The following is a 22,130-nucleotide window of genomic DNA, read 5'->3' on the forward strand; positions in this document are numbered from 1 at the left end:
GGGTTCGGCCTCTACTGCAAGTGGCGGAGGGCGACCGCGGTGTAGATCGAGATGCCCGTGGCCATCGCCGACTCGTCGAAGGTGACGCGGTTGGAATGGTTGGGCGGAGCGGTGGACGGGTCGCGGCCGTGCGGCGTACCGCCGAGGAACATCATCGTGCCCGGCACCCGGTCGAGCACGTAGCTGAAGTCCTCCGCCCCCATCACCGGGTGGGGGAGCTGCACCACCTGTCCGGCGCCGATCAGCTCCCCGGCGACCGAGCTCGCGAACGTCGCGAAGTCGGAGTTGTTCGAGGTGACCGGGTAACCGTCGACGACCTCGACCTCGACCTCGATCTCGTGCGCGGCGGCGATGCCTTCGGCGACGCGTCTGATGCCGTCGTGCACCTTGCGCCGGGTGGACTCGCTGACCGCGCGAATGGTGCCCTCGATGAGCGCCGACTCGGGGATCACGTTCGAGGTCGTCCCGGCCGTGATGCGGGCGACGGTGACGACCGCCGGATCGAAGACGTCGATGCGGCGGGTGACCATCGTCTGCAGCGCCTGCACCACCTCACACGCGACCGGGATCGGGTCGAGGGTGCGGTGGGGCTCGCTCGCATGCCCGCCCTTGCCGCTGAGGCGGATGGTGAGACGGTCGCTCGACGCCATCACCGGGCCGCCCTTCGTCGCCACCCAACCCGTCGGCAGGGACGACGTGATGTGCAACGCGAAGGCGGCGTCGACCGGGGAGGGCGAGCCGTCGGCGAGGGCCGGCACGTCGAGCAGGCCCTCTTCGAGCATGAACTTCGCGCCGTGGTGGCCCTCCTCGCCCGGCTGGAACATGAACAGCACCCGACCGGCGAGCTGGTCGCGGTGCGTCGACAGCAGCCGCGCGGCCCCGGCGAGCATCGCGGTGTGCGTGTCGTGCCCGCAGGCGTGCATCGACCCGTCCACCTTCGAGCCGTACTCGAGCCCGGTGTCCTCGGGCATCTCCAGCGCGTCCATGTCGCCGCGCAGCAGGATCGTCGGCCCCGGCGCCGCGCCGTCGAGCACGGCCACGATCCCGGAGGTGGAGTCGTGCAGGGTCACCTCTAGCGGCAGCCCCTCCAGCGAGCCGAGCACCTGCTCGCGGGTGATCGGCAGATCGTTGCCCAGCTCGGGCCACTGGTGCAGCACGCGCCGCATCGCCACCGCGTCGTCGAGCAGGTCGCGGGACTCCTCGGCCAGCGTCGAGATGTCGGTGCCGTCTTCCATTTCAGCCATGCCGCATCGTAGGTGGTGCTAGGGAGGGGCCGTGGTGGCAGACGCAGCGGACGAACCGGTAGAGGTGGTCGACGCCGACGGTCGGGTGGTCGACGTGGTCAGCAGGGCGCGGATGCGCGCCGAACGGCTGCGGCACAGGGCGGTGTTCGTCGCCGTCGTCTCCCGTGACGGCCGCCTGCTCGTGCACCAGCGCAGCCACGAGAAGGACGTCTGGCCCGGCTGGTGGGACTGCGCCGTCGGTGGGGTGGTCGCCGCCGGTGAGTCGTGGGAGGACGCGGCCGTGCGTGAGCTGGCCGAGGAGGTCGGTGTGGTCGGGGTTGCCCCGGAGGCGATCGACGGTGGAGTCGTCCGGGGCTTCGAGGATGCCACCGTCGCCCTCGTCGGACGCTGCTTTCGCGTCGTGCACGACGGGCCGTTCCACTTCGCCGACGGCGAGGTGCTGCAGGCCCACTTCGTCGACAGCGCCGGTCTCGGGGCACTGCTGCGGCGTGAGCGGTTCCTGCCGGACAGCACGGCGCTGCTGCTGCCGCTCCTGCCCGGCTTTCGCCCACACACCGGGTGACGCCGCGCCATCCCGGCCCGGCAGGAACGGGAGGAACCCGATGAGCCTCTACGGCGCGAACCCAGACCAGCTCGAACACCTCGGCACCACCTTGCAGCGCCAACGCGAGGCCGTCGACGGGATCGTGGCCGCCGTCGGGGGTGTGCTCGGCGGCACCACGTGGATGGGCCCCGCCCGTGACCGGTTCGAGGCCGAATGGCAGGGCTCGTTCCGCCAGGCGATGAGCCGGCTCACCGAGGCGTTCGACGCAGCCGGGCGCGACTGCGTCGCCCGGGGGCAGGAGCTGCGCAGGGTGATGGGCGTCTGAAGCCAGGTCGCCGGGCAAGGGCCCGTCGGCCGTTTGGGCGGTGGGCCTCGCCGCGTACGCTGGCCCGGTGTTGCACGTCGAGTTCACGGTGGAACCGTTCGTGGAGGGTCGACCGGGCCAGCACGTGCTTGCCGCGGTGCGGGCCGTCGAGGCCCTCGGCATCGTCGTCGACTTCGGCCCGTTCGGCTCGTCGTTCGACGTCGCCGTGGCCGACGCCGGCCGCTCCGTGCAGGCGCTCCTCGACGCCTCTTACGCCAACGGCGCGACGCATGTCAGCGTCCACTCCGCGCTGGTGCCCGGATGAGCCCGAAGTCGGACCATCCCCTGCTCGCCGCGGTCGAGCCCCTGCTCGCGGCCACCGGCAGCACACTCGTACCGGCTGACCAGCGCGATCCGGCGGACATCCCGCTGCTGTGGGAGGGAGAGGTGGTCGCCGCGGTGCGCCTGCCCGCCCTGCACGGCGCGCTTGACCGGCTGATCGATGCCGTCGAGCGGGAGCTCGGTGGGAGCCTCCCGGAGCTGAGCCGTGAGCGCAAGCAGCAGGCCATCCGCCTACTCGACGATCGCGGGGCGTTCATCCTTCGCCGCGCGGTGGAAGACGTGGCCGACGCGATGGGCGTCAGCCGGATCACCGTCTACAACTACCTGAACGCGATCCATCGATGAGCGGTTTCGACGTGGTGGCGTTCGACGCCGACGACACCTTGTGGCACTCAGAGGACGGCTTCCGGCGCGGCGAGGAGCGGTTCGTGCAACTCGTCACGCCCTACGCACCCCACGGCGTCGACGTGATGGCGGCGCTCACCGCGACGGAGCGGGCGAACCTCGCGGTGTACGGCTACGGCGTGAAGGCGTTCGGGTTGTCGATGATCGAGGCCGCGCTCACGATCACCCAGCACGGCGTCCCCTCGTCGGTGGTCGAGGCGCTGCTGGAGACCGCCCGTGACCTGCTGCTCGAGCCCGTTCGCCTGCTCGACGACGTGCCCGAGGTGCTGGAGGCGGTGGCCGAGGATCATCGGCTGGTGCTGATCACGAAGGGCGACCTCATCCACCAGACGCGCAAGGTCTCGACGAGCGGCCTGCAACACCACTTCGCCCACGTCGAGATCGTGCTCGAGAAGGACCCGGCCACGTACGCGCGGGTGATCGGCGAGCTCGGTGTCCGGCCGGAGCGGTTCTGCATGGTCGGTAACTCGCTGAAGAGCGACTGCCTCCCCGTACTCGCGTTGGGCGGGCACGCCGTGCACGTGCCCTACCCGCTGCTGTGGGAGCTGGAGCACGTCGACAGAGGCCCGAACGACGGCGATGCGTTCGTCGAGCTGTCGGCGCTGGCCGAACTGCCCGGCTGGCTCAGGGCAACCAGACCTGGTCCAGGCTGACCACCGCACCGCCACTCACGGTGGCCAGGTACGGAAGTGCCGTCAGCACCCAACCGTCGGGGGCGCCCGCCGAAGGCGGCTCTCCGCTCGCGAGCGCGAACAGCTCCTCACCGTCGATCAGGTAGCTCACGCCCGGGAGGTTGGTCACCGTGACGTACTGGAGCTGGTCGATCCAGGCGGGGAACTCGCCGTGAGGGTCGGCGAGCACGTCGTAGTCGTTCATGCACGCGTCGTCACCCGAGCCGAACTGCTCGTAGCACGCCTCGCCGAAGAAGGCCTGGGAGAAGTCCAGGGAGAGCCCTCGTCCGCCGACGCCCTCCAGCGGTCCGACCAGCTTCGCCCAGTACACCCCGTCGGCCACGTCCGTGCCCAGCGTCTCGCCGCTCTCCTCCAGCCACGCCGGGTCGATCGGGTCGGTGCTGCCCCCGCCTTGCGGGTTGACGGCCGGCGGCTCGACCTCGGCCCACAACCGGGTCCGCGAGGTCGTCGTCGGCGCGTCGTCGGTGGTGGGCGCGCTCACCTCGGTCGTCGAAGCCGGTTCGGTCGTCGAAGCCGGTTCGGTCGTCGGGGGCTCGGTCGTCGGAGATTCGGTCGTTGTCGCCGCCGGCTCGCTCGCCACCGGGCCGTCGGCGTCGTCGCCACCGCACGCGCCGAGCACGACGAGGGCGAAGAGAGCCGAGATCGAGCGCGCGACGACTTGTGGTCTGTTCATGGAAGCGATCTTCGCGCCCGACGGACGGCACGGGTCGGCAAGCGCTCAGAGCTTGCGCAGCTGCACCTCGGAGACGTGGTGGTCTGCGCCCTTGCGCAGCACGAGCGATGCCCGTCCGCGGGTGGGCTGGATGTTCTCGCGCAGGTTCTTGCCGTTGATCGCCCGCCAGATGCCCCTCGCCGTCTCCACCGCTTCGTCGTGGCTGAGATCGGCGTAGAAGCTGAAGAAGCTGGAGGAGTCCTGGAACACGGTCTCGCGCAGCTGTAGGAAACGGTCGACGTACCACCGCTCGATGTGGTGCTCGTCGGCGTCGATGAAGATCGAGAAGTCGAAGTAGTCGCTGACGAACTCGGTCGAGTCGCCCGGCGACGACGAACCCACCTGCAACACGTTCAGGCCCTCGATGATGCAGATGTCCGGGCGGCGCACGGTGACCTCGGCATCGGAGACGATGTCGTAGACGACGTGGCTGTAGACGGGAGCCGTCACGCAGTCCTCGCCGCTCTTCAACCGGCGGAGGAAGTCGAGCAGTCGACGCGTGTCGTAGCTCTCCGGGAAGCCCTTGCGATTCATGATCCCGCGCTCTTCGAGCACGGCGTTCGGGTACAAGAACCCGTCGGTGGTGACGAGGTCGACCTTCGGGTGGTCGGGCCACCTCGCGAGCAGTGCCTGCAGGATGCGGGCGAACGTGCTCTTGCCCACCGCGACGCTGCCGGCGATCCCGATGACGTACGGCACCTTCGGCGCCATGGTGCCGAGGAACGTCACCGCGACCTGGTGCAGGTTCTGGGTGGCCTTGACGTACAGGTTCAGCAGGCGGGTGAGGGGCAGGTAGATCGCGGTGACCTCGTCGAGGTCGACGCGCTCGGCGATGCCCCGCAGCCGATCGAGGTCGTCGTCTTCCAGGGTCAGCGGCGTGGCCGCGCGGAGTGCCGCCCACTCCTCGCGCAGGAACACCTGGAACCGGCTGTCGCACTCGTGGGCGGCGGGCACGGCGCGAACCCTAGGTCGCGGGTGCTAGAGAGCGCCCATGCCGTCTGAGCCGGGACCGAGCTCGTCCGTCGACGCCGCCGAGCGCCGTCGCCGCCTGGGCGCCTGGTACACCCCGCCGACGCTCGTCGACCACGTGGTCGCGGCGGCGATCCCGGCTGTCCCTCTCGGGGGCGAGCGGGTGTCCGTGCTGGATCCGGCCTGCGGCGACGGCAGGTTCTTGCTCAGCGCCGCCCGCCGGGTGCGCTCGCTCGGCGGGGTGCCCGTGCTGGTCGGTGTGGACGTCGACCGGGGTGCGGTGCAGGCGGCCCGGCGCGCGCTGCGCGGCGAGGACGCGACCGTGTTCCCAGACGACGCCCTCACGCGGCAGTGGGGCCGGCAGCGGTTCGACGTCGTCGTCGGCAACCCGCCTTTCTTGTCGCAGCTCGCCGCGGCGACAACCCGCGGCGGCGCGAGCCGGCACGGCGGCGGGCCGTACGCGAATGCCGCGGTCGAGTTCCTGGCGCTTGCCGCGCGGCTGGCCCGCGAGCGCGGCGGCCGAGTCGGGCTCGTGTTGCCGCTGTCGGTGCTGTCGTCGCGCGACGCGGCACCCGTGCGCCGTGACGTGCGCAGCCGCGCCGAGCTGCGCTGGCTGTGGTGGTCGCCCTCGCCGGTGTTCGACGCGGCGGTGCGCACTTGCGCGCTCGGGTTCGAGAACGGCGGCGCGGCGGCGGAAGAGGTGCCGCGTACCGTCGGCCCGGACTTCGCGCCGGCCGACCCGCTGGCCCGCTCGGTGGCGTCGGCCGTGGAGCATTGGGGGAAGTGGGTCGCGGACGCGCTCGGCGTGCCCCCGCTCGGCGACCTGGCCGAGTGCGGCGAGCTCGTCGACCATGCGGCGCTGAACGCGAACTTCCGCGACGAGTACTACGCGTTGACCAAGGCGGTGCGTGAGCGTGAGGGTCCCGACGACGATGCGCCCCGCCTCGTGACTTCCGGGCTGATCGATCCCGGCTCCTGCATGTGGGGCGAGGTCCCGGTGCGCTTCGCCAAGCGCCAGTTCCTGTGCCCGGTCGTCGATCTGTCACTCCTCGACGAGCGCATGTCGGCCTGGGCGGCGCGCAAGTTGGTGGGCAAGGTCCTCGTCGCCACGCAGACGCGGGTGCTCGAAGCGGTCGCCGATCCCGCAGGAGCGTGGCTGCCGGGCGTCCCCGTGATCACCGCCGTTCCCCTGGACGGACAGGACTTGTGGCCGGTCGCCGCGGTGCTCACCTCGCCGGTGGCGAGCGCTTGGGTCGCGGCACGCGGTGCCGGCAGTGGACTTGCCGCCAGCGCGGTACGCGTGAGCGTGAGCACTCTCGGCCAGCTCCCGTGGCCTGCCGGTGAGCTCGATCGGGCGACGCGGGCCTTGCGCGCTGAATGCGTCGAGGAGTGTGGGGTCGAGGTGACCCGCGCCTACGGCCTGCAACCCCACGTAGGTGAGGCGGCAGCGGTCGTCTCGTGGTGGACGGCCGAGATCAGGCGCCGGAGCGCTGCCAGGGAGCGACTGGTGAGACGGCTCCCTCCCCGGCGGTGAGCACGGGAACCGCACGGATGCTCTTGCTTCTGCCGCTTGACCGTGTTGGGATACGCGCTTGAGTGTCGTAGGAGGGAGGTTGCTTCCGATGTCTTCGAGGCTGCGTTGCTCGAGGTTGGTCGCCGCGACGTCTGTAACGGTTGTGCTTTCCTGCGCGTCGCAGCCGGACGTCGGAAGTGGCAGAATCTCGGGTCCCCCGGTGACTGTCACGGAGTTGAAGAGGTCCGCCCTGCCCGAAGGACAAGCGTCCGAAGCGACGGAAGTCCTCATTGATGATCTTGGTTACGAGTATGTGCTGGTGGATCAGATCGTTCGGCCCGGCGAGCGCATCAACTTTCAACATTTCGTCGCAATGACCGAGAATGGATTTAGAGTCGGCCCAACTGGTCTTACATACGGAGTCATACCAGAAGTTCCGGAGGGCGAGATTGAGCGCGAGGAGCATGCGGCACCGGATCTAATTCCGGTGCTTGATCCGAATGGCTCAGATACAGTAATTGGATTCATCCGGAAGCAGGATTACTACCATTCGGTCCGACCGAACGTGGAAGCCATTCTTGCTGCGGACGGTGTCACTGCAGTGGGAGTCAGGACTGCGGTGGTCGAGAACCATGTGCTAACGAGTCTGCGGTTTGAGCCCGCGCAGGGAGCTGGCTGAGATGCGATGGACCTCGAGGTCGACGATTAAGTGTGGCGTCGCACTTCTGTTCGCGATCACTGTCGGTTCGACAGCGAGGGTGCTCGCTGGCGGGCCAGGCTGGGTCGGGTACGACTGGACCGTGATCGACAACGGCGCGTTTGGCTCTGGTGGTTCGAATGTCTACGGTTACCGATGCCAGCAGGCGGTCAATACCAACACATATGCACACAATGGCACATCTGTAGCGTCATCCGCATACTGTCCTCCGGGAGGGAGCCCATCGCCCGTCGACGCTGATCGGCTCGTAGCATCCTTGAGCCTTCGGAGTTATGGCGTTGAATGCGCCTGGGCTTCGGACGTGAATTCCACTACAGCCGATATCTGGGTTAGGGTCTATTGGTCGCCATTATGTTCGGGCTATGGCCGTACGTCAGTGCACAGGTCTTACTGGTTTAAAGGTGGCTTCTGCGTGCCCGCCGACGACTGCGTCTATGGCTATCAAAGCAAGGTCAGGGGACCCTTCGCGCCGTGACGCCGTGACTCCCGCTGCACCTGGCTGACGCAGCTCGATCGGGCGGCGCGGGCGTTGCGCGCTGGATGCGTCGAGGAGTGCGGGGTCGAGGTGACCCGCGCCTACGGCCTGCAACCCCACGTAGGTGAGGCGGCAGCGGTCGTCGCGTGGTGGACGGCCGAGATCAGGCGCCGGAGCGCTGCCAGGGAGCGACTGGGGAGACGGCTCCCTCCCCGGCGGTGAGCACGTCGACGCCGTCGTCGGTGACGAGCACGGTGTGCTCGAACTGGGCCGTGCGCTTGCCGTCGGCGGTGACCGCGGTCCAGTCGTCGTCCCACATCCGGTGCTGCCACGTGCCGGCGGCGATCATCGGCTCGATCGTGAACGTCATCCCCGGGCGCATGACCATGGTCGATCGCGCGTCGTAGTAGTGCAGCACTTGGATGTCGGTGTGGAACTGCTCGCCGATGCCGTGGCCGATGAACGCCCTCACGACGCCGTAGCGGTGTGCCTTGGCGTGAGTCTCGATCGCCTTGCCGATGTCGGCCAGCGGCCGGCCCGGGCGGACTGCCTCGATGCCGTACCACATGCACTCCTCGGTGACCGCCACCAGCTTGCGGCTGGCGGGATCGACCTCGCCCACGAAGAAGGTGGCGTTCGTGTCGCCGTGCACCCCGTGCTTGTAGGCGGTGACGTCGATGTTGACGATGTCGCCTTCGAGCAGCACCCGGCTGTCGGGGATGCCGTGGCAGATCACCTCGTTGACAGAGGTGCAGATGCTCTTCGGATAGCCGTGGTAGTTGACCGTGCTCGGGTAGGAGCCACGCTCGATGTAGAGCTGGTGCACGTAGCGATCGAGCTCGTCGGTGGTGATGCCCGGGCGGACGTACTCACCGGCCAGACGCAACACCTCGGCCGCGATGCGCGACGTGTCGCGCATGCGCTCGATCACGTCCTCGGACTTCACCCGCGGCTCCGCCCAGCGGGCGACGACGCCGGAGTCGGCGTACGAAGGCCGCTCGATGCCCTCGGGCACCGCCAGCATCGGCGACACCACCCCGGGCAGCACGCGTCCCTCGGTCGGCTTGTGGCAGCGCTTGTACTTGCGCCCGCTGCCGCACCAGCACGGTTCGTTCGCCTGGGGTAGCACTGCGGGGGGCGTCGGGGAGGCACGCATGTGGCATCCAGGCTACGGCTCCCGATGGGCCATTCGGCCCATTCATCGTCAAGGCGCGCCGGTCACAGACTGCCGGCGCACACATACCTTGCGACCGGGCCAGGGAACCCGGTCGTCCCTCCGGCAGAGGGGGTCGCGATCGATCGACCAGGGCGGGGACTCCCGTTCGCGGGCGGGGAGGAGGATGCGTGGCGGAGCATCTGTCGATCGGCGTGCTCGGGCGCAATACCAGAAGCAGTCCTGCTGGCAGTACGACCAGCAGCAGGGCAAGCAGTAGTTCAAGAGGTGGGCCCGGCGCGGCGGCGCCGCGCCGCAAAGTGCGGCTACCCGAGCTCGTCGTCGGCGTGCTCCTCGTCGCCGGCTCGGCGCTGGCTGCGGTCGTCTGGCAGCAGTCCGTCACCAGTGGACGTGGCGTCGTCGTGGCCGCGCGCGACGTGCCCCGTGGCGCGGTTGTGACCGCCGACGATCTCGCCATCGTCGAGGTGTCCGGCGGCCAGGAGGTGGAGCTGGTCGCGAGCAGCGATGCGGCGTCGTTGGTGGGCACGGTTGCCGTAGTTGATGTCGGCGTCGGCACGCCGTGGTCGCCGGCACTGGTCAGCGCCGTCGCCCCGCTGACCACGGGTGACGGACTCGTCGCGGTGGCCCTCGCGCCCGGGGAGGTCCCGCCCGGACTGGTCGCGGGCGACTCGGTGCGTGTCGTCGTGGTGAGGGCCGACACCGGCGAGGCGCAGTCTCGAGCCGACCTGCGCCCGAGGGTGGCTGTGGTGTGGGACGTCATCGCGCCGGGAGAGCTCGGCAACGACACCGTGGTCACGCTGCGGCTGTCCCTCGACGAGGCGGCGCTCGTGGCGGCGGCGGAGGACGTGCGGCTGCTCGGGGTGGGGAGCTGAACATGGTGCTCGTCGCTGTCGGCTCGATCGGTGGATCACCCGGTGTGACGACGCTCTGCACCGCACTCGCCGCGCAGTGGCCGCGCGAGTGCGTCGTGGTCGAGGCCGACCCGGACGGGGGGCGCCTCGCGGCTCGGCTCGAGCTCGGCGTCAGGCCGGGGCTCACCGACCTCGGTGCCGCGTGCCGCAAGGGTGGTGAGGTCCCCGAGGATGCACTGTGGCGGTTCGCGCAGCGGAGTTCCGCCGGCGTGGTCGTCGTGCCGAGCCATCCCGGTGCCGATCAGGTGCAGGCACTCCTGCGCGGCGCGGCCGAACCGTTGGCGAACTGGTGCGTGACGTGCCGGGCCCACGATGTGATCGCCGACGTCGGCCGCCTGCGGCCGGGTAGCCCGGCGGCCGCGATCGTTCGGGCGGCACACCGGCGGCTGGTGGTCGTACGCGCCGAAGCCGAGGACGTGGTGGCGCTGGTCCACCGCCGCGAGCTGCTCACGGCACTCGGCGGCGTCGAGGTGGTGCTGGTGCGCGGTGCCTACGCACCGCGTGAGGTGGCCGATGCACTCCCGTGGCCGGTGGTCGCCGCGATCGGAGCCGGGCGCGGCAGCGCCCGTGCCAGGCGGCGGGCGGTCCGGCGCCTCGCCGCCGATCTCGCCGCAGATATCGCCCCGGATGCCACCGCCGATCGTGGCGCGGATGCCGCCGAGGCGCGTGAACCTGCCGCGGCGGAGCGCTGATGGGTTCGCCGGCACTCGTCGAGCGTGTGGCCTCGACGGTGGCCGACGCGTTGGCGACCGAACGCGTGCGCCGACGCCGCTCCGGCCAACTCGGCCTCGCCACCGACGACGAGCGCCAGCTCGCCCGCGCCGTGGCGGTGCGTGAGCTCGAGTCGCACGCGGCCGAGACGATCGCACTCGGGAAGGCTCCGCTCGAGTCGGCCGACGAGCGCGACGTGATCGATTCGGTGCTTGCCGCGGTGCTCGGCCTCGGTCGCATCCAGCCGATGCTCGACGACGCGGACATCACCGACATCCACGTCCGGGGCACCGCCTCGGCCTGGGTGAAGCTGCGTGACGGGAGCCGCCGGGAGATGGAGCCCGTCGTGCGCAGCGACGACGAGCTGGTCCAGCTGGTGCGGCTCGTCGCGACGAGGCTCGGGCGCAGCGAGCGCCGCTTCGACACCGCCCACCCGGAGCTCAACCTGCAGCTTCCCGACGGCTCACGGCTCTTCGCGGCGATGGAGGTTTCGTCGCACCCGACGGTCGTCGTGCGCAAGCACCGTTTCGAGCTGTCGTCGCTCGAAGAGCTGGTCCGGCGCGAGATGGTCGATCCGCCACTGGCCTCGCTGCTCGCCGCCGCCGTCAAGGCGCGGCGGAACCTGATCGTCGCCGGTGGTACGGGCACCGGCAAGACGACGTTGCTGCGCGGGCTGATGAACGAGGTCCCCCGAGGGGAGCGGATCGTCACCATCGAGGACTCGTACGAGCTGGGCATCGAGCGCTTCGCCGACCTGCACCCGGACCACGACGCGTTGCAGGCCCGTCCTCCGAACACCGAGGGCAGGGGCGAGGTCCCGATCGCCGAGCTCGCCCGCATGGCGTTGCGGATGGACCCCGACCGGGTGATCGTCGGCGAGGTGAGGGGCGCCGAGGCGTTCTCGATGCTGATGGCGATGAGCCAGGGCAACGACGGGTCGATGTGCACGATGCACGCCGACTCCACCGCGTCGGTGTTTCCCAAGCTCGCGGCCTACGTGGCGATGGCGGGCACCGGCCTGCCGGTGGAGACGGTCAACCTGCTCGTCGCGAACGCCGTCCACTTCGTCGTCCACCTGGAGCAGGTCGACGGGCTGCGCCGGGTGACGAGCGTGCGCGAGGTGGTGGACTCCGACGGCGCCCGCATCGTGTCGAACGAGGTCGTGCGCCCGCACCCGGGAGGTGGGGCGATGCCGGGCTACCCGTTGCGCCAGGGCACGGTCGCCTTGCTGGAGCGCCACGGCTTCGATGCCGACGCCTTCGCCGACGCGCGGCGGTGGGGGCGTCGATGAGACCTCTTCTCGCTGCTTCGGTCGGGGGCTTGATCGGCATCGGTGCATTCGTTGCCTGGCTCGGGCTGGCGGGGCGACCGGTGCTCGGGACGCGAGCACGGGCTCTGTACTCCACCACCGCCCGGGTAGACCTGCTGCTCGCGCGATCCGCGGCAGCGCTGCTCGGCTTCATCCTCACCCTGTCGCTCACCGGCTGGCCGGTGGCCGCCGTAGCCGTCGGTGTGCTCGCGTGGAGCGTGCCGGCCGCGCTGCGCGCCGCAGGCCGTCACCGCCGCGAGCTGGCCGTCGTCGAGGCGATCGCCGGCTGGACAGAGCAGTTGCGCGACACGATCGCCGGCGCGGCCGGCCTGGAGCAGGCGATCGTCGCCACAGCGCCGCTGGCTCCGGCACCGCTGGCGGGTGCTGTCGGGTCGCTCGCCTCGCGCGTCGGGTACGAGCCCCTGCCGACGGCGCTGCGGCGTCTGGCCGACGACGTCGACCACCCCCTTGCCGACTTCGTCGTGGCCGCGCTGGTCGTCGCTTCCGAGCACCAGGCTCGGGACCTGGTCGGGCTGCTCGGCGAGTTGGCCACCGCCGCGCGCGACGACGCTTCGATGCGCACCCGCGTCTGGGTCGGGCGCGCAAGGACGCGCAGCGCGGTGCGGATCATCGCGGTCGTCGTCGTCGTGTTCGTACTCGGGCTGATGGTGCTCGACCGCGAGTACCTGGCGCCCTACGACGAACCTGCCGGCCAGGTGGTGCTGGCTGGGGTGCTCGCCACCTTCGCCGCGGCCTTCGTGCTTTTCGAGCGAGTGGGGAGGGTGGCGGTTCCCGAGCGCTTCGTGGTGGGCAGGCCCGAGCTCCGGGCGCAGGTGTCGACCGGAGTCGATCGATGACCATGGCGCTGCTCGTCGGGACCGCGATGGGCATCGGCCTCGCGCTCGTCGGGCGCGCGTTCTTCGGACCGGAGAGGCCCCTCGTCGCGCTCATCGCCGGCATCGAGCGGCCGCGTTTGGCCGCCTCGGAGTCGGTGTCGTCGTCACCGTGGCAGCGACTGGTGGGCAAGGTCGCCGGTGCCGGGTTGGGCAGGCGCGCCCATGACCTCGCCGTGCTCGACCGCTCACCCGAGCGCCACGCGGTGGAGCGCCTGGGCGTAGCAGTCGTCTTCGGCACGCTGGTGCTGCTCGTCGCCGTAGCCGTCACTGCCGCCGGGGTGCACGGGGCCGCAGGCCCGGCGATCGTGGCTGCCCTGGTCGCGGTGCCGGTCGGATACTGGTTGCCGGAGCTGACGGTGCGCTCCCAGGCCGCGGCCCGCCGCCAGGCAGTGGTCACCTCGCTGTCGAGCTACCTCGACCTCGTCGCGGTGTTGCTCGCCGGCGGCACGGGTACGGAGACCGCGCTCACGGCGGCGGCCGAAGCGGGTGATTCGTGGACCTTCCAGCGCATCCGCGACGCGCTCACCGTCGCTCGCACCACTCGGCGTTCCCCGTGGCAAGGCCTCGCCGCGCTCGGCGAGGAGATCGCTGTCGACGAACTGGTCGAGATCGCCTCCACCGTGCAGCTCGCGGGCGAGCAAGGCGCGCGGGTGACCGCGACGCTCACCGCGAAGGCGTCGGCGATGCGAGCTGCCCAGCTCGCCCGCGCCGAGGCCGAGGCCAACGCCGCAACCGAGCAGATGAGCTTGCCGACGGTGATGTTGTTCCTCGGTTTTCTCGCGCTGCTCGGCTACCCGGCGATGCACCTCGTCCTCGAAGGCTTCGGATGACCCAACCAACACCTGATGACCGACCAACACCTAAGGAGAGAACCCGATGACGACGTTCCAGCAGCTCTGGCTCTACTACCGCATCCGGCTCGCGGCTTCGGCCGAGGCCGACCGCGACCGCGGTGAGATCAGCGCGACGACGGTCGTGCTGGCCGCGGCGCTGATCGCGCTCGCGATCGCGGTCGGCGTGATCATCACCAGCAAGGTCACCGACAAGGCGAACGACCTGGATCTCGGATGAGTCGCACCGTCGACGCGCCCACCGATCGGGGCGAGTCGACCACGCAGCTCGTGATCCTCGTGCCGGTCGTCATGCTGCTGCTGCTCCTCGCGGTGCAGGTGACGGTGTACTTCCACGCCGCCCACGTCGCCGCGGCGGGGGCGGGCGAGGGCGCGAGCGTCGGCTCGACGGTGCAGGGGACGCCGGCCGCGGCCGCCGACTCCGCGCGCCGTCTCGTCGACGAACTCGGCGGAGAGCTGGCCTCCTCACCCGAGGCCTTCGTCGACGCGTCGGTGGTGAGCGTGACGGTGGAGGTGCGGGTACCTCGCATCGTGCCGTTCTTCCCGACCTCGGTGGGCCGCACGGCCCGCGAACCGAAGGAGCGCTTCACGACGGAGGCCGAGCGGTGACGACCTGCCGTTCCGCCGGCGCCCGCGCCCACATACGGACGTGGAAGTCGAAGAGATCGGACACGGGCAGTGTCAGCACCGAACTGGTACTGCTCGCTCCCGCCCTGGTGCTGATGGTGCTGTTGATCGTGCTCGCCGGACGTGCAGGACAGACGGTGGAGCAGGTCCGCCACGCTGCCGACCAGGGAGCGCGAGCCGCATCACTGGTGAGTCGCCCGGCGATGGCCGCCGCCGCCCGCCGTGCGGCGCTCGACGACCTCGCGGCGAGCGGTGTGCCGTGCACTGGCGCGTCGGTCGTGACGACGGCGGGAGGGGCGTCGGCGCCGGCGGTCACCGTGACCGTCACCTGCCGGGTGCCGGTGGACGGTCTGGCTCCGCTGGCGGCCTCCGGTCAGGTGGTCACCGCGTCGTCCACCGAGGCGATCGATCGCTATCGAGGCGAGCCGTGACCGAGCGAGCCTCGCTTCACCCACGAGACGAGGGCACGGTGACCGCGTTCGTCGTCTGTCTCGTCGTCGCCTTCGTGTTGTGCGCCGCGCTCGCCGTCGACGGTGGGCGACTCGTCGCGTCCCGCATCGCTGCCGCCGATCACGCCGAGAACGCCGCGCGCGTCGGTGCCCAGGAGGTGTCCGGGCTGCGCTCGGGCGCGCGGATGCTCGACCCGGCACGGGCGCGCCGTGCCGTCGACCGGTACTTGGGGTCCCACGGGCTGGCGGGCGACGTGGTCGTCTCCGCGACGACGGTGACGGTGACCGTGGTGATGGTGTTCCATCCGACGCTGCTCCGCCTGGCAGGCGTCGGCGAGCGCCGCGTCACCGCGACGCGCTCCGCAGAGCCGTACTCCGACGCGGCGGGTGTCCCGTGAGGCGCTTGCGGGGGTTGGTGGCGCTCGTCGCACTCGCGTTCGTCGTGTTCGGCATCCCCCTACTGCTGGTTCGCGTGGCGGGCGCCCCGTGGCCGGACACGATGCCGAACCCGTCCGGTGCGGTCGACTCGCTGCGCGATGGTCGGATCGACGCCGGCGTCGTCGTCGCCGTACTTGCCGCGCTGCTGTGGGTGGCGTGGGCGCGGCTGGTGGTGAGCCTCTTGGTCGAGATGTGGCACGTTCGCCGCGGCCGTGAGGTGCCGCGTGTCCTCGTGCTCGGGGCGGGAACGCAACGGTTGGCGGCGTTGCTCGTCTCCAGTCTCTCGTTGCTCGGGGGAGTCGCGACCCGCGGCGCCGCAGCCGACGCGGCGTCCGTGTCGGAGGTGCTGGCGCGGTTGATGCCCGACTCGGCTCCGACAGGCGGGCGCGAGGAATTGGTGTTCGGTGCACCGTGGACGGTGCCCGAGCAAGGAGCGGTGGTCCAAGACGGCGGAACGGGAGGGACGACCACGATCGGATGGACGGTCCGCCAGCACGACTCGTGGTGGGGACTCGCGGAGACCCTGTTCGAAGACGGTGCCCGGTGGCGGGAGATCCACGAGCTGAACGTCGGGCGTGAGGTTGCCCCCGGTGTCGTCCTCGATGCCGCCGCCGAGTCGGTGGAGCCCGGATGGCTGGTACTACTGCCGGCGGCTCCCGTGGTGACCGTGGAACCCGGTGACACGCTGAGCGCGATCGCGCGGGAGACCCTGGGCGACGCCGTTGCCTGGCCCGAGATCTGGGAAGTGAACGGGGGAGACAGCTTCGACGGGCGGGTGTTCGAGGACCCGAACCTGATCCTCCCCGGGTGGCGGTTGGAGATGCCGACCACCACCGTCGTCGCACCGAGACGCGTCGTCGCCGCGCACGACGCGTTCGCCCAGGTGGAAGTGGTCGACGCGGTCGAGGTGGTGCCCCCGGAACCGCCGCAGACGCCGGCTCTCGCCACGTTGGCGCCGCCGCAGGGGGAGCCCGCGTCGGCGGTGCCGCCGTCGGCGACCGTGCCCGACGACGAGTGCGCCGTCGTCGTGGCGCTGCCGGCGTCGTCTCGTGAGGGCCGTGGGCTCGCCGGCGCCGCCCTCGTCGCCTCCGGAGCGATGGTGATGGTCGAGCTCAGCCGCCGTCGCCGGCTGCGCTCGGCCCCGGCCCATACGCGCCTTCCCGCCCCGAGCAGCACAGCCGAACAGACCGAGCTGGCGTTGCGGGCGCTGGAACGCTCCGAACAGCTCGTCCGGCTCGACCTTGCGCTGCGCGCTGCGGCCGGACGCCTGGCACCGCCTGGTCAGCTCGGTCTCGAAGGTGCCCGGGTGTTGCTCGCCATCGTCGCCCCGACGGGGGCGATCGAGATCCACCTCGATCGTGCTGTCGAAGCGCCGCCACCGTGGCGGGCGACCGGCGAGCGGTCGTGGGAGCTACCTGCGGGCGTGACGGTGGAGGAGCTTGCCGTCCTCGGCGGTGACCGGGCGATGCCCTGCCAGGCCCTCGCCCATGTCGGGCGCAGCTCCGCGGGTGAGGTCTACCTCGACGTCGAGGCCGTGGGAGTGCTGCGCATCGAGGGTGACGACGACGACACCGCGCCGATCCTGCGCGCGGTCGCGCTCGGTCTCGCGCTGTCACCGTTCTCGCTGTCGGCCTCGCTCGTCGGCACTGCCGGTGGCGCCGCACGCTGGCGCGGGGGGCGCGCCTGGCAGGTGGTCGAGAGCGTCGACGAGGCGGTGGAGCTCGCCGCCGCCTGCACCAGCGGGCTCGGTGCCAGGCTCGGGCACTCCGGCTCCACGTTCACCGCTCGGGCGGCGAGTGGGGCCGAAGCGTGGGAACCGACCATCGTCGTCCTGCGGCGCGGTGACGTGGGCGCCGGGGAGGTCCAAATGCTCAGCGCGATCGCGGCCGGCGGGGGTGCGGGGGTGGCGGTGGTCACCGACGTGCCCGGCGTGGAGGGTGGAGCGCTGCTGCACGTCGGCGCTGGCGACGTCTGGACGCTCGACCCGTTCGGGATCGAGCTCTTCCCGGTGGGGCTGGAGATCGAAGAGGCCGACGCGATCGAGCAACTGCTCGACGAGGCGCGCAGCGAATCACTGGTCGAAGAGGATGCCCCGCCGGCCCGCAGCGAGCCCGTGCCCGCGTGGGAACTGCTCATCCGCGTGCTCGGGCCGCTCGAGGTCGTCGCGTCGACGGGTCGGGCCGCGGTGTTCGAGCGATCGAAGGCGCTCGAGCTCGTCGCCTGGCTCGGGCTGCACCGCGAGCGCGCCACCCGCTCCGGCGCGCGCACTGCGCTGTGGGACCTCGACGTGCGCGACGCGACGTTCGCGAACGTCGTCTCCGACGCCAGGCGGTCGCTGGCCCGTTCGGTCGCCCCGCCTCCGGGAGAGGAGTGGATCGGACGCACGTTGACTGACCAGCTCCCGCTGCACCCGCTCGTGGTCTCCGACGTCGAGTTGCTGCGGGCGCGTCTTCGCCGGGCTCGGGCGGCGAGCGGAGACGAAGCCGTCGCCGAGCTGCGCGAGGGCCTCGCGCTCGTCAGGGGACAGGTGTTCAGTGGCACCGGCTTCCTCTGGCCGGACACCTCCGGGCTGACGTCGGAGCTGGTGCTGCTCGTGGTGAGCGCGGCGACAGAGCTGGCTTCACGCTGCCTCGAGCGCGGCGACATCGAAGGGGTGTTCTGGGCCACGGGGCAGGGTTTGGCGGTGCTGCCCGGTCACGAGGAGCTGGTCGGGTTGCGGATGCAGGCCCACGGCGCGGCCGGGGACTACGCCGGCGTGCGGGCGGTGTGGGCCGAGTACGAGCGCTCGCTCGTCGATCCCTGGGGTGACAGCGAGGCCAGCCCGAAGCTCGTGCGGCTTCGTCGCCAGCTGCTCAGCTGTACTGATCGAGGATCGACTCCTCCGTCAACCGGCTGAGCGCGTCCTTGATGGCGACGGCGCGCACCTCGTTGACGCCGTCCACCTTGCACAGGTCGCCAACCGTCGCCCGCAGCAGCTTGGACAGATCGCCGAAGTGCTCGGCCACGGCCGCGGCCACTCCCTTGCCGAGCCGCGGCACCCGGTTGAGCAGGCGCTCACCGCGCGGCGACAGGGGGTGGTCGAGGTCGGCGGTGCCGCAGGGGAGCTGCAAAGTGGCGGCAGCCTTGCGCAGCTCGAGCACGTCGTCGTCGTCGAGCACCGCGAGAGACGTGAGCACTTCGGGCACGGTGCGTTCGCAGCCGGGGCTGAGGTAGTCCTTGATCACCAGGTCGAGATCGGGGGCGACGTCGCTGTACACCTCGTCGAGCTGCAGGCGCAGCAGCCGGGCGTCGACGCCGAGCTCGACGATCATCGTCTCGATCTCATCTGCGATGCGGTGCACCATCTCGGCGCGCTGGATGACCGTGGCCACGTCGCGCAAGGTGACGACGTCTTCGAGCTCGAGCGTGGTGAGGTTCGCCATCGCGTCGTCGAGCCGGGCCCGATAGCGCTCCAGGGTCTGGAGGGCCTGGTTCGCGCGGTCGAGCAGCCTGCCGACCTCTTGCAGCTGGTGCTTGGTCTCGGCGACGTAGACGGCGATGACGCTCATCTCCTCGCTGACGCTCACCACCGGCACGCGGATGGAGCGGGCGACGCGCTCGGCGGTGCGGTGCCGGGTACCCGTCTCGCTCGTCGGGACGCTCGGGTCGGGCACGAGGTGCACGTTGGCCCGGGCGATGCGCTGGCCGTCGGCGGCGAGGATGATCGCCCCGTCCATCTTGGCCAGCTCCGAGAGGCGCTGAGGGGTGAACGGCGCGTCTAGCAAGAAGCCACCCGAGCAGATGGCGAGCACGTCGGGGTCGTCGCCGAGCACCACGAGCGCACCCATCTTCGCCCTCACGATGCGGTCGAGGCCGTCACGCAGGCGAGTGCCGGGGGCCACCTTCGACAACGCGGCGAGCCACAGCTCGTTGCGCTCGACGGAAAGGGTACGCCCGTGCACGACGGGAGTCTAGAGGACGGCCAGGACCAGCTCCGGTGAGGACACGGGTGGGGCGGCATCGGTGTCGGTGCCCGGGCGCGTGGGTCAGCGAGCCGATCCCCTCCCCGGTCCGGCTCGCTGACACCAACGCTTCGGTGCTCGGGGCCAAGGGGGCTGGGCCGGATCGAGCACCTCTCCACGTCCGTGGGTGACGAGATCGTACGGACACGAACGATCTGACGACAGGGACCAAGGTCCCAAACATCGCCGTTGGATGCGACGATGCAGCCGTTTCGTAGGCTCGCGGGGTGAGACGGTCAGCCCTCGTGGTCGTCGTGCCCGAAGCCGAGGCGGTGGTGGCGCCGTGGCGCGCGCTGGGTGAGTTGGTGGCCCCACGCAGCGTGCCCGCCCATGTGACCGTGCTCTATCCGTTCGCGATGCCCCCGCTCGGCGAAGCGTTGCTCGCCACGGTGGCCGCGACCGTGGTGCGGCGCCCGGTGTTCGAGGTCACCTTCTGGCGCACCGGGGTCTTCGCCGAGCGCTTGCTCTACCTGGAGCCGGATCCGTCCGAGCCGTTCCTCGCGCTCACGCGTGAGCTGACCGAGCGCTTCCCGGACCATCCGCCGTACGCCGGGGAGGTGCCCGTCGAGCTGGTCAAGCCCCACCTCACCGTCGCCTTCGGACTGGCGCCGCAGCCCTTGCGGGAGGCGCTCGCCGCGCTGGGCGCGATGGCGCCGATCGTGCACACCGTCACCCACGTCACCGTGCTGGCCGAGGACGAGCACCAGGAGTGGCAGGTGGTGGCCGAGGCCCCACTTGGCGGCTAGTACCTCGGCGGCGGGGTCCCCTGGACCCTCGCCAGCCCCGCGGCGGAGAGGGCCTCGGCGAGGGTGGTGGCGCGCTCGAGGTGGATGCCGGCGATGCCGTCGGGGGCACTCGCCGGCACGAGCGCTCGCGTGAAGCCCAGCCGGGCGGCTTCGGCGAGCCTCCTCGCGCTGTGCGTCACCTGGCGCAGCTCCCCGGCGAGGCCGACCTCGCCGAAGATCACCAGATCCGCGGGCAGCGGACGGTCACTGATCGCCGAGACGATGGCGCAGCAGAGGCCGAGGTCGGCTCCTGGCTCGGTGAGGCGCACCCCGCCGACGACGGAGGTGTAGACCTCGTGCGCGCCGACGGGCATGCCGGCGCGGCGCTCGAGCACGGCGAGCAGCAGCGCGAGACGCCCGGGGTCGAGGCCAAGGGCTGTTCGCCGCGGGGGGACCGCGTTCGTCGTCAGGTTGGTGAGCGCCTGGACCTCGAGCAGCAGCGGGCGCTGGCCGTCGAGGGTCGGCACGACGACGCTGCCGGGCACCCCCTGGTGGCGGTCGGCGAGGAAGAGCCAACTCGCGTCGGGAACCCCCTGCAGCCCGCGAGGACGCATCTCGAACAACCCCAGATCGTCGGTGGGGCCGTAGCGGTGCTTGGTGGCGCGCAGCAGGCGCAAGGAGTGGTGGCGCTCGCCCTCGAACGCGAGCACGGTGTCGACGACGTGTTCGAGCGCGCGTGGGCCCGCCAGAGAGCCGTCCTTGGTGACATGGCCGACCAGCACGATCGGCAGGTGGCGCAGCTTGGCCACCTGTACCAGCTGTTGCGCACAGCCGCGCACCTGCACAACCGTGCCCGGCGACGACCCGAGGCTGGCGTCGGCGACCGTCTGGATGCTGTCGACGATGACGAGCGACGGCGCGAGCTCGTCGATCGCCGCGACGATGCGCCCGAGATCGGTCTCGGCCAGCACCCAGAGGTCGTCGCGCACCGCGCTCAAGCGCTCGGCGCGCAGGCGCACCTGCTGGGCGCTCTCCTCGGCGGACACGTACAGGGCACGCCCCGGCCACCACGCGAGGAGCTGCAGCAGCAGCGTGCTCTTGCCGATGCCCGGCTCGCCCCCCAGCAGGGTCACCGACCCGGGCACGAGACCGCCGCCGAGCACGCGGTCGAGCTCTCCGATGCCGCTCGGTTGAGCCTGCGCGACGTCGGCGTCGACGTCGCTGATCTGGCGGGCGGGTGCCGCGGCCGTGCTGGAGGTGCCCGCCGCGGCGGGCACCTCGACATCTTCGACGAGGCTGTTCCAGGCCCCACATGCCGGACACCGCCCGGCCCACTTCGGGTGTGCCGCCGAGCATTCGGTACATCTGTGGACGAACTTCACGCTCTTGGCAGCACCTGCAGCACCCATGGCTCTCGACCCTACGCGGCGGGTGTGACACGAAGGCGTGCTGTCCCCCCTCGCGTTCTCGGTCGGATGAGTCGCGCTATGTGTCACAAATCCGACCGAGAAGTTGGGGGGGCTGCCCGGTCGGTGTGGATGAATCCAAGAATTTGACTGATTCCAATAAAGGGCGTAGGGTCGTCTCGTGGTTTCCGTGGCACCTGACGCCTTCGCGGACCCCGATGTGGGCCGGGCGCGACTGCTCGAGCTCGGGATCAGGGTGACGGCTCCCCGGCTGGCGGTGCTGAGCGCCGTCGCCGAGCGCCCGCACAGCGATGCCGACGCCGTGGCGCGCGCGGTGCGTGAGCGCCTCGGGACCGTGTCGACCCAGGCGGTGTACGACACGCTGGCGCTGTTCAGCGCGGAGGGGCTGCTGCGGCGCATTGCCCCGGCCGGCTCACCGGCGCGCTACGAGACGCGAGTCGGCGACAACCACCACCATGTGACCTGCCGAGTCTGCGGAGCTATGGCCGACGTCGACTGCGCGGTCGGCCAGGTGCCGTGCCTCACGCCGGCCGACTCCCACGGCTACGTCATCGACGAGGCCGACGTCATCTACTGGGGCCTGTGCCCCTCGTGTCAGCACGCTCAGCCGACCGACCAGCCTCAGCCGACCGACGAGCCCGAATCAACCGACAAGCCCGAACCAACCGAATCGAAGGAGTGATCGTGTCCAAC

The 22,130-nt window shown here is 70.9% G+C and carries 25 protein-coding genes; 19 read left to right on the forward strand and 6 right to left on the reverse strand.

Features of this window, described 5'->3' with window-relative positions; all coding sequences use genetic code 11:
- Window positions 1-11: 11 nt before the first annotated feature.
- Window positions 12-1,244 carry an amidohydrolase gene (locus IPM43_08260; GenBank protein ID QQS23468.1) on the reverse strand — a complete coding sequence of 411 codons (1,233 nt, stop codon included), beginning with the start codon at window positions 1,242-1,244 and terminating at the stop codon, window positions 12-14.
- 34 nt (window positions 1,245-1,278) lie between these two features.
- Here IPM43_08260 and IPM43_08265 point away from each other — a divergent pair, with 34 nt between their 5' ends.
- The 5 genes from IPM43_08265 (at window position 1,279) to IPM43_08285 (ending at window position 3,492) form a co-directional block, all read left to right on the forward strand.
- Entirely contained in the window at window positions 1,279-1,806 is a 528-nt protein-coding gene (locus tag IPM43_08265) for an NUDIX domain-containing protein (GenBank protein ID QQS23469.1), read from the forward strand.
- A 40-nt stretch (window positions 1,807-1,846) separates the two neighbouring features.
- Window positions 1,847-2,113 carry a WXG100 family type VII secretion target gene (locus IPM43_08270; protein QQS23470.1) on the forward strand — a complete coding sequence of 89 codons (267 nt, stop codon included), beginning with the start codon at window positions 1,847-1,849 and terminating at the stop codon, window positions 2,111-2,113.
- 67 nt (window positions 2,114-2,180) lie between these two features.
- Window positions 2,181-2,417, forward strand: coding sequence for a hypothetical protein (locus tag IPM43_08275; GenBank protein QQS23471.1), 237 nt, complete (start codon window positions 2,181-2,183; stop codon window positions 2,415-2,417).
- A complete protein-coding gene (locus tag IPM43_08280) occupies window positions 2,414-2,779 on the forward strand; it encodes a helix-turn-helix domain-containing protein (GenBank protein QQS23472.1) in 366 nt (121 codons plus the stop codon). Before IPM43_08275 ends, IPM43_08280 begins: the two co-directional genes overlap by 4 nt.
- Window positions 2,776-3,492, forward strand: coding sequence for an HAD family hydrolase (locus IPM43_08285; protein QQS23473.1), 717 nt, complete (start codon window positions 2,776-2,778; stop codon window positions 3,490-3,492). The genes IPM43_08280 and IPM43_08285 overlap by 4 nt, the downstream gene beginning before the upstream one ends.
- Here the strand turns inward: IPM43_08285 and IPM43_08290 are convergent.
- Both IPM43_08290 and IPM43_08295 read right to left on the reverse strand, forming a co-directional pair.
- Window positions 3,464-4,204: a hypothetical protein gene (locus IPM43_08290; GenBank protein ID QQS23474.1), complete on the reverse strand. Its 741-nt coding sequence runs from the start codon at window positions 4,202-4,204 to the stop codon at window positions 3,464-3,466. The genes IPM43_08285 and IPM43_08290 overlap by 29 nt on opposite strands.
- 45 nt (window positions 4,205-4,249) lie before the next feature.
- Window positions 4,250-5,197, reverse strand: a complete 948-nt coding sequence (locus IPM43_08295; GenBank protein QQS23475.1) for a type I pantothenate kinase — start codon at window positions 5,195-5,197, stop codon at window positions 4,250-4,252.
- Between the two features lie 37 nt (window positions 5,198-5,234).
- Here IPM43_08295 and IPM43_08300 point away from each other — a divergent pair, with 37 nt between their 5' ends.
- Both IPM43_08300 and IPM43_08305 read left to right on the forward strand, forming a co-directional pair.
- Window positions 5,235-6,746, forward strand: a complete 1,512-nt coding sequence (locus IPM43_08300) for an N-6 DNA methylase (protein ID QQS23476.1) — start codon at window positions 5,235-5,237, stop codon at window positions 6,744-6,746.
- Between the two features lie 199 nt (window positions 6,747-6,945).
- Window positions 6,946-7,404 carry a hypothetical protein gene (locus IPM43_08305; protein QQS23477.1) on the forward strand — a complete coding sequence of 153 codons (459 nt, stop codon included), beginning with the start codon at window positions 6,946-6,948 and terminating at the stop codon, window positions 7,402-7,404.
- A gap of 677 nt (window positions 7,405-8,081) precedes the next feature.
- On the opposite strand, the gene map is transcribed toward IPM43_08305, so the two are convergent.
- Entirely contained in the window at window positions 8,082-9,074 is a 993-nt protein-coding gene (map, locus tag IPM43_08310; protein QQS23478.1) for a type I methionyl aminopeptidase, read from the reverse strand.
- Window positions 9,075-9,391: 317 nt separating this feature from the next.
- Here map and IPM43_08315 point away from each other — a divergent pair, with 317 nt between their 5' ends.
- The 10 genes from IPM43_08315 to IPM43_08360 are packed head-to-tail and all read left to right on the forward strand — an operon-like array spanning window position 9,392 to window position 18,180.
- The gene (locus tag IPM43_08315) at window positions 9,392-9,964 is read left to right on the forward strand and encodes an SAF domain-containing protein (GenBank protein ID QQS23479.1); all 573 of its coding nucleotides are present in this window, start codon (window positions 9,392-9,394) and stop codon (window positions 9,962-9,964) included.
- A gap of 2 nt (window positions 9,965-9,966) precedes the next feature.
- Entirely contained in the window at window positions 9,967-10,695 is a 729-nt protein-coding gene (locus tag IPM43_08320; protein ID QQS23480.1) for a hypothetical protein, read from the forward strand.
- Entirely contained in the window at window positions 10,695-12,005 is a 1,311-nt protein-coding gene (locus IPM43_08325) for a CpaF family protein (protein QQS23481.1), read from the forward strand. The genes IPM43_08320 and IPM43_08325 overlap by 1 nt, the downstream gene beginning before the upstream one ends.
- Window positions 12,002-12,880, forward strand: coding sequence for a hypothetical protein (locus tag IPM43_08330; protein QQS23482.1), 879 nt, complete (start codon window positions 12,002-12,004; stop codon window positions 12,878-12,880). Before IPM43_08325 ends, IPM43_08330 begins: the two co-directional genes overlap by 4 nt.
- Window positions 12,881-12,882: 2 nt before the next feature.
- Window positions 12,883-13,749, forward strand: coding sequence for a type II secretion system F family protein (locus tag IPM43_08335; GenBank protein ID QQS23483.1), 867 nt, complete (start codon window positions 12,883-12,885; stop codon window positions 13,747-13,749).
- Between the two features lie 46 nt (window positions 13,750-13,795).
- On the forward strand, window positions 13,796-13,990 hold the full coding sequence (locus IPM43_08340) for a hypothetical protein (GenBank protein ID QQS23484.1): 195 nt from the start codon (window positions 13,796-13,798) through the stop codon (window positions 13,988-13,990).
- On the forward strand, window positions 13,987-14,379 hold the full coding sequence (locus IPM43_08345; protein QQS23485.1) for a pilus assembly protein: 393 nt from the start codon (window positions 13,987-13,989) through the stop codon (window positions 14,377-14,379). The genes IPM43_08340 and IPM43_08345 overlap by 4 nt, the downstream gene beginning before the upstream one ends.
- Window positions 14,376-14,828 carry a pilus assembly protein gene (locus IPM43_08350; GenBank protein QQS23486.1) on the forward strand — a complete coding sequence of 151 codons (453 nt, stop codon included), beginning with the start codon at window positions 14,376-14,378 and terminating at the stop codon, window positions 14,826-14,828. Before IPM43_08345 ends, IPM43_08350 begins: the two co-directional genes overlap by 4 nt.
- The gene (locus IPM43_08355; GenBank protein ID QQS23487.1) at window positions 14,825-15,244 is read left to right on the forward strand and encodes a hypothetical protein; all 420 of its coding nucleotides are present in this window, start codon (window positions 14,825-14,827) and stop codon (window positions 15,242-15,244) included. Before IPM43_08350 ends, IPM43_08355 begins: the two co-directional genes overlap by 4 nt.
- Window positions 15,241-18,180: a LysM peptidoglycan-binding domain-containing protein gene (locus tag IPM43_08360; protein ID QQS23488.1), complete on the forward strand. Its 2,940-nt coding sequence runs from the start codon at window positions 15,241-15,243 to the stop codon at window positions 18,178-18,180. The genes IPM43_08355 and IPM43_08360 overlap by 4 nt, the downstream gene beginning before the upstream one ends.
- On the opposite strand, the gene disA is transcribed toward IPM43_08360, so the two are convergent.
- Window positions 18,137-19,225: a DNA integrity scanning protein DisA gene (gene disA, locus IPM43_08365; protein QQS23489.1), complete on the reverse strand. Its 1,089-nt coding sequence runs from the start codon at window positions 19,223-19,225 to the stop codon at window positions 18,137-18,139. The two genes, IPM43_08360 and disA, sit on opposite strands and share 44 nt — an antisense overlap.
- A 287-nt stretch (window positions 19,226-19,512) precedes the next feature.
- Between disA and IPM43_08370 the strand changes: the two genes are divergently transcribed.
- The gene (locus tag IPM43_08370; protein QQS23490.1) at window positions 19,513-20,031 is read left to right on the forward strand and encodes a 2'-5' RNA ligase family protein; all 519 of its coding nucleotides are present in this window, start codon (window positions 19,513-19,515) and stop codon (window positions 20,029-20,031) included.
- Here the strand turns inward: IPM43_08370 and radA are convergent.
- On the reverse strand, window positions 20,028-21,419 hold the full coding sequence (gene radA / locus IPM43_08375) for a DNA repair protein RadA (protein ID QQS23491.1): 1,392 nt from the start codon (window positions 21,417-21,419) through the stop codon (window positions 20,028-20,030). The genes IPM43_08370 and radA overlap by 4 nt on opposite strands.
- Window positions 21,420-21,636: 217 nt before the next feature.
- Between radA and IPM43_08380 the strand changes: the two genes are divergently transcribed.
- Entirely contained in the window at window positions 21,637-22,119 is a 483-nt protein-coding gene (locus IPM43_08380; protein ID QQS26387.1) for a transcriptional repressor, read from the forward strand.
- Window positions 22,120-22,130 lie beyond the last annotated feature (11 nt).

The organism is Actinomycetota bacterium, assembly GCA_016700055.1.
Classification (GTDB): Bacteria; Actinomycetota; Acidimicrobiia; order Acidimicrobiales; family Ilumatobacteraceae; genus Kalu-18.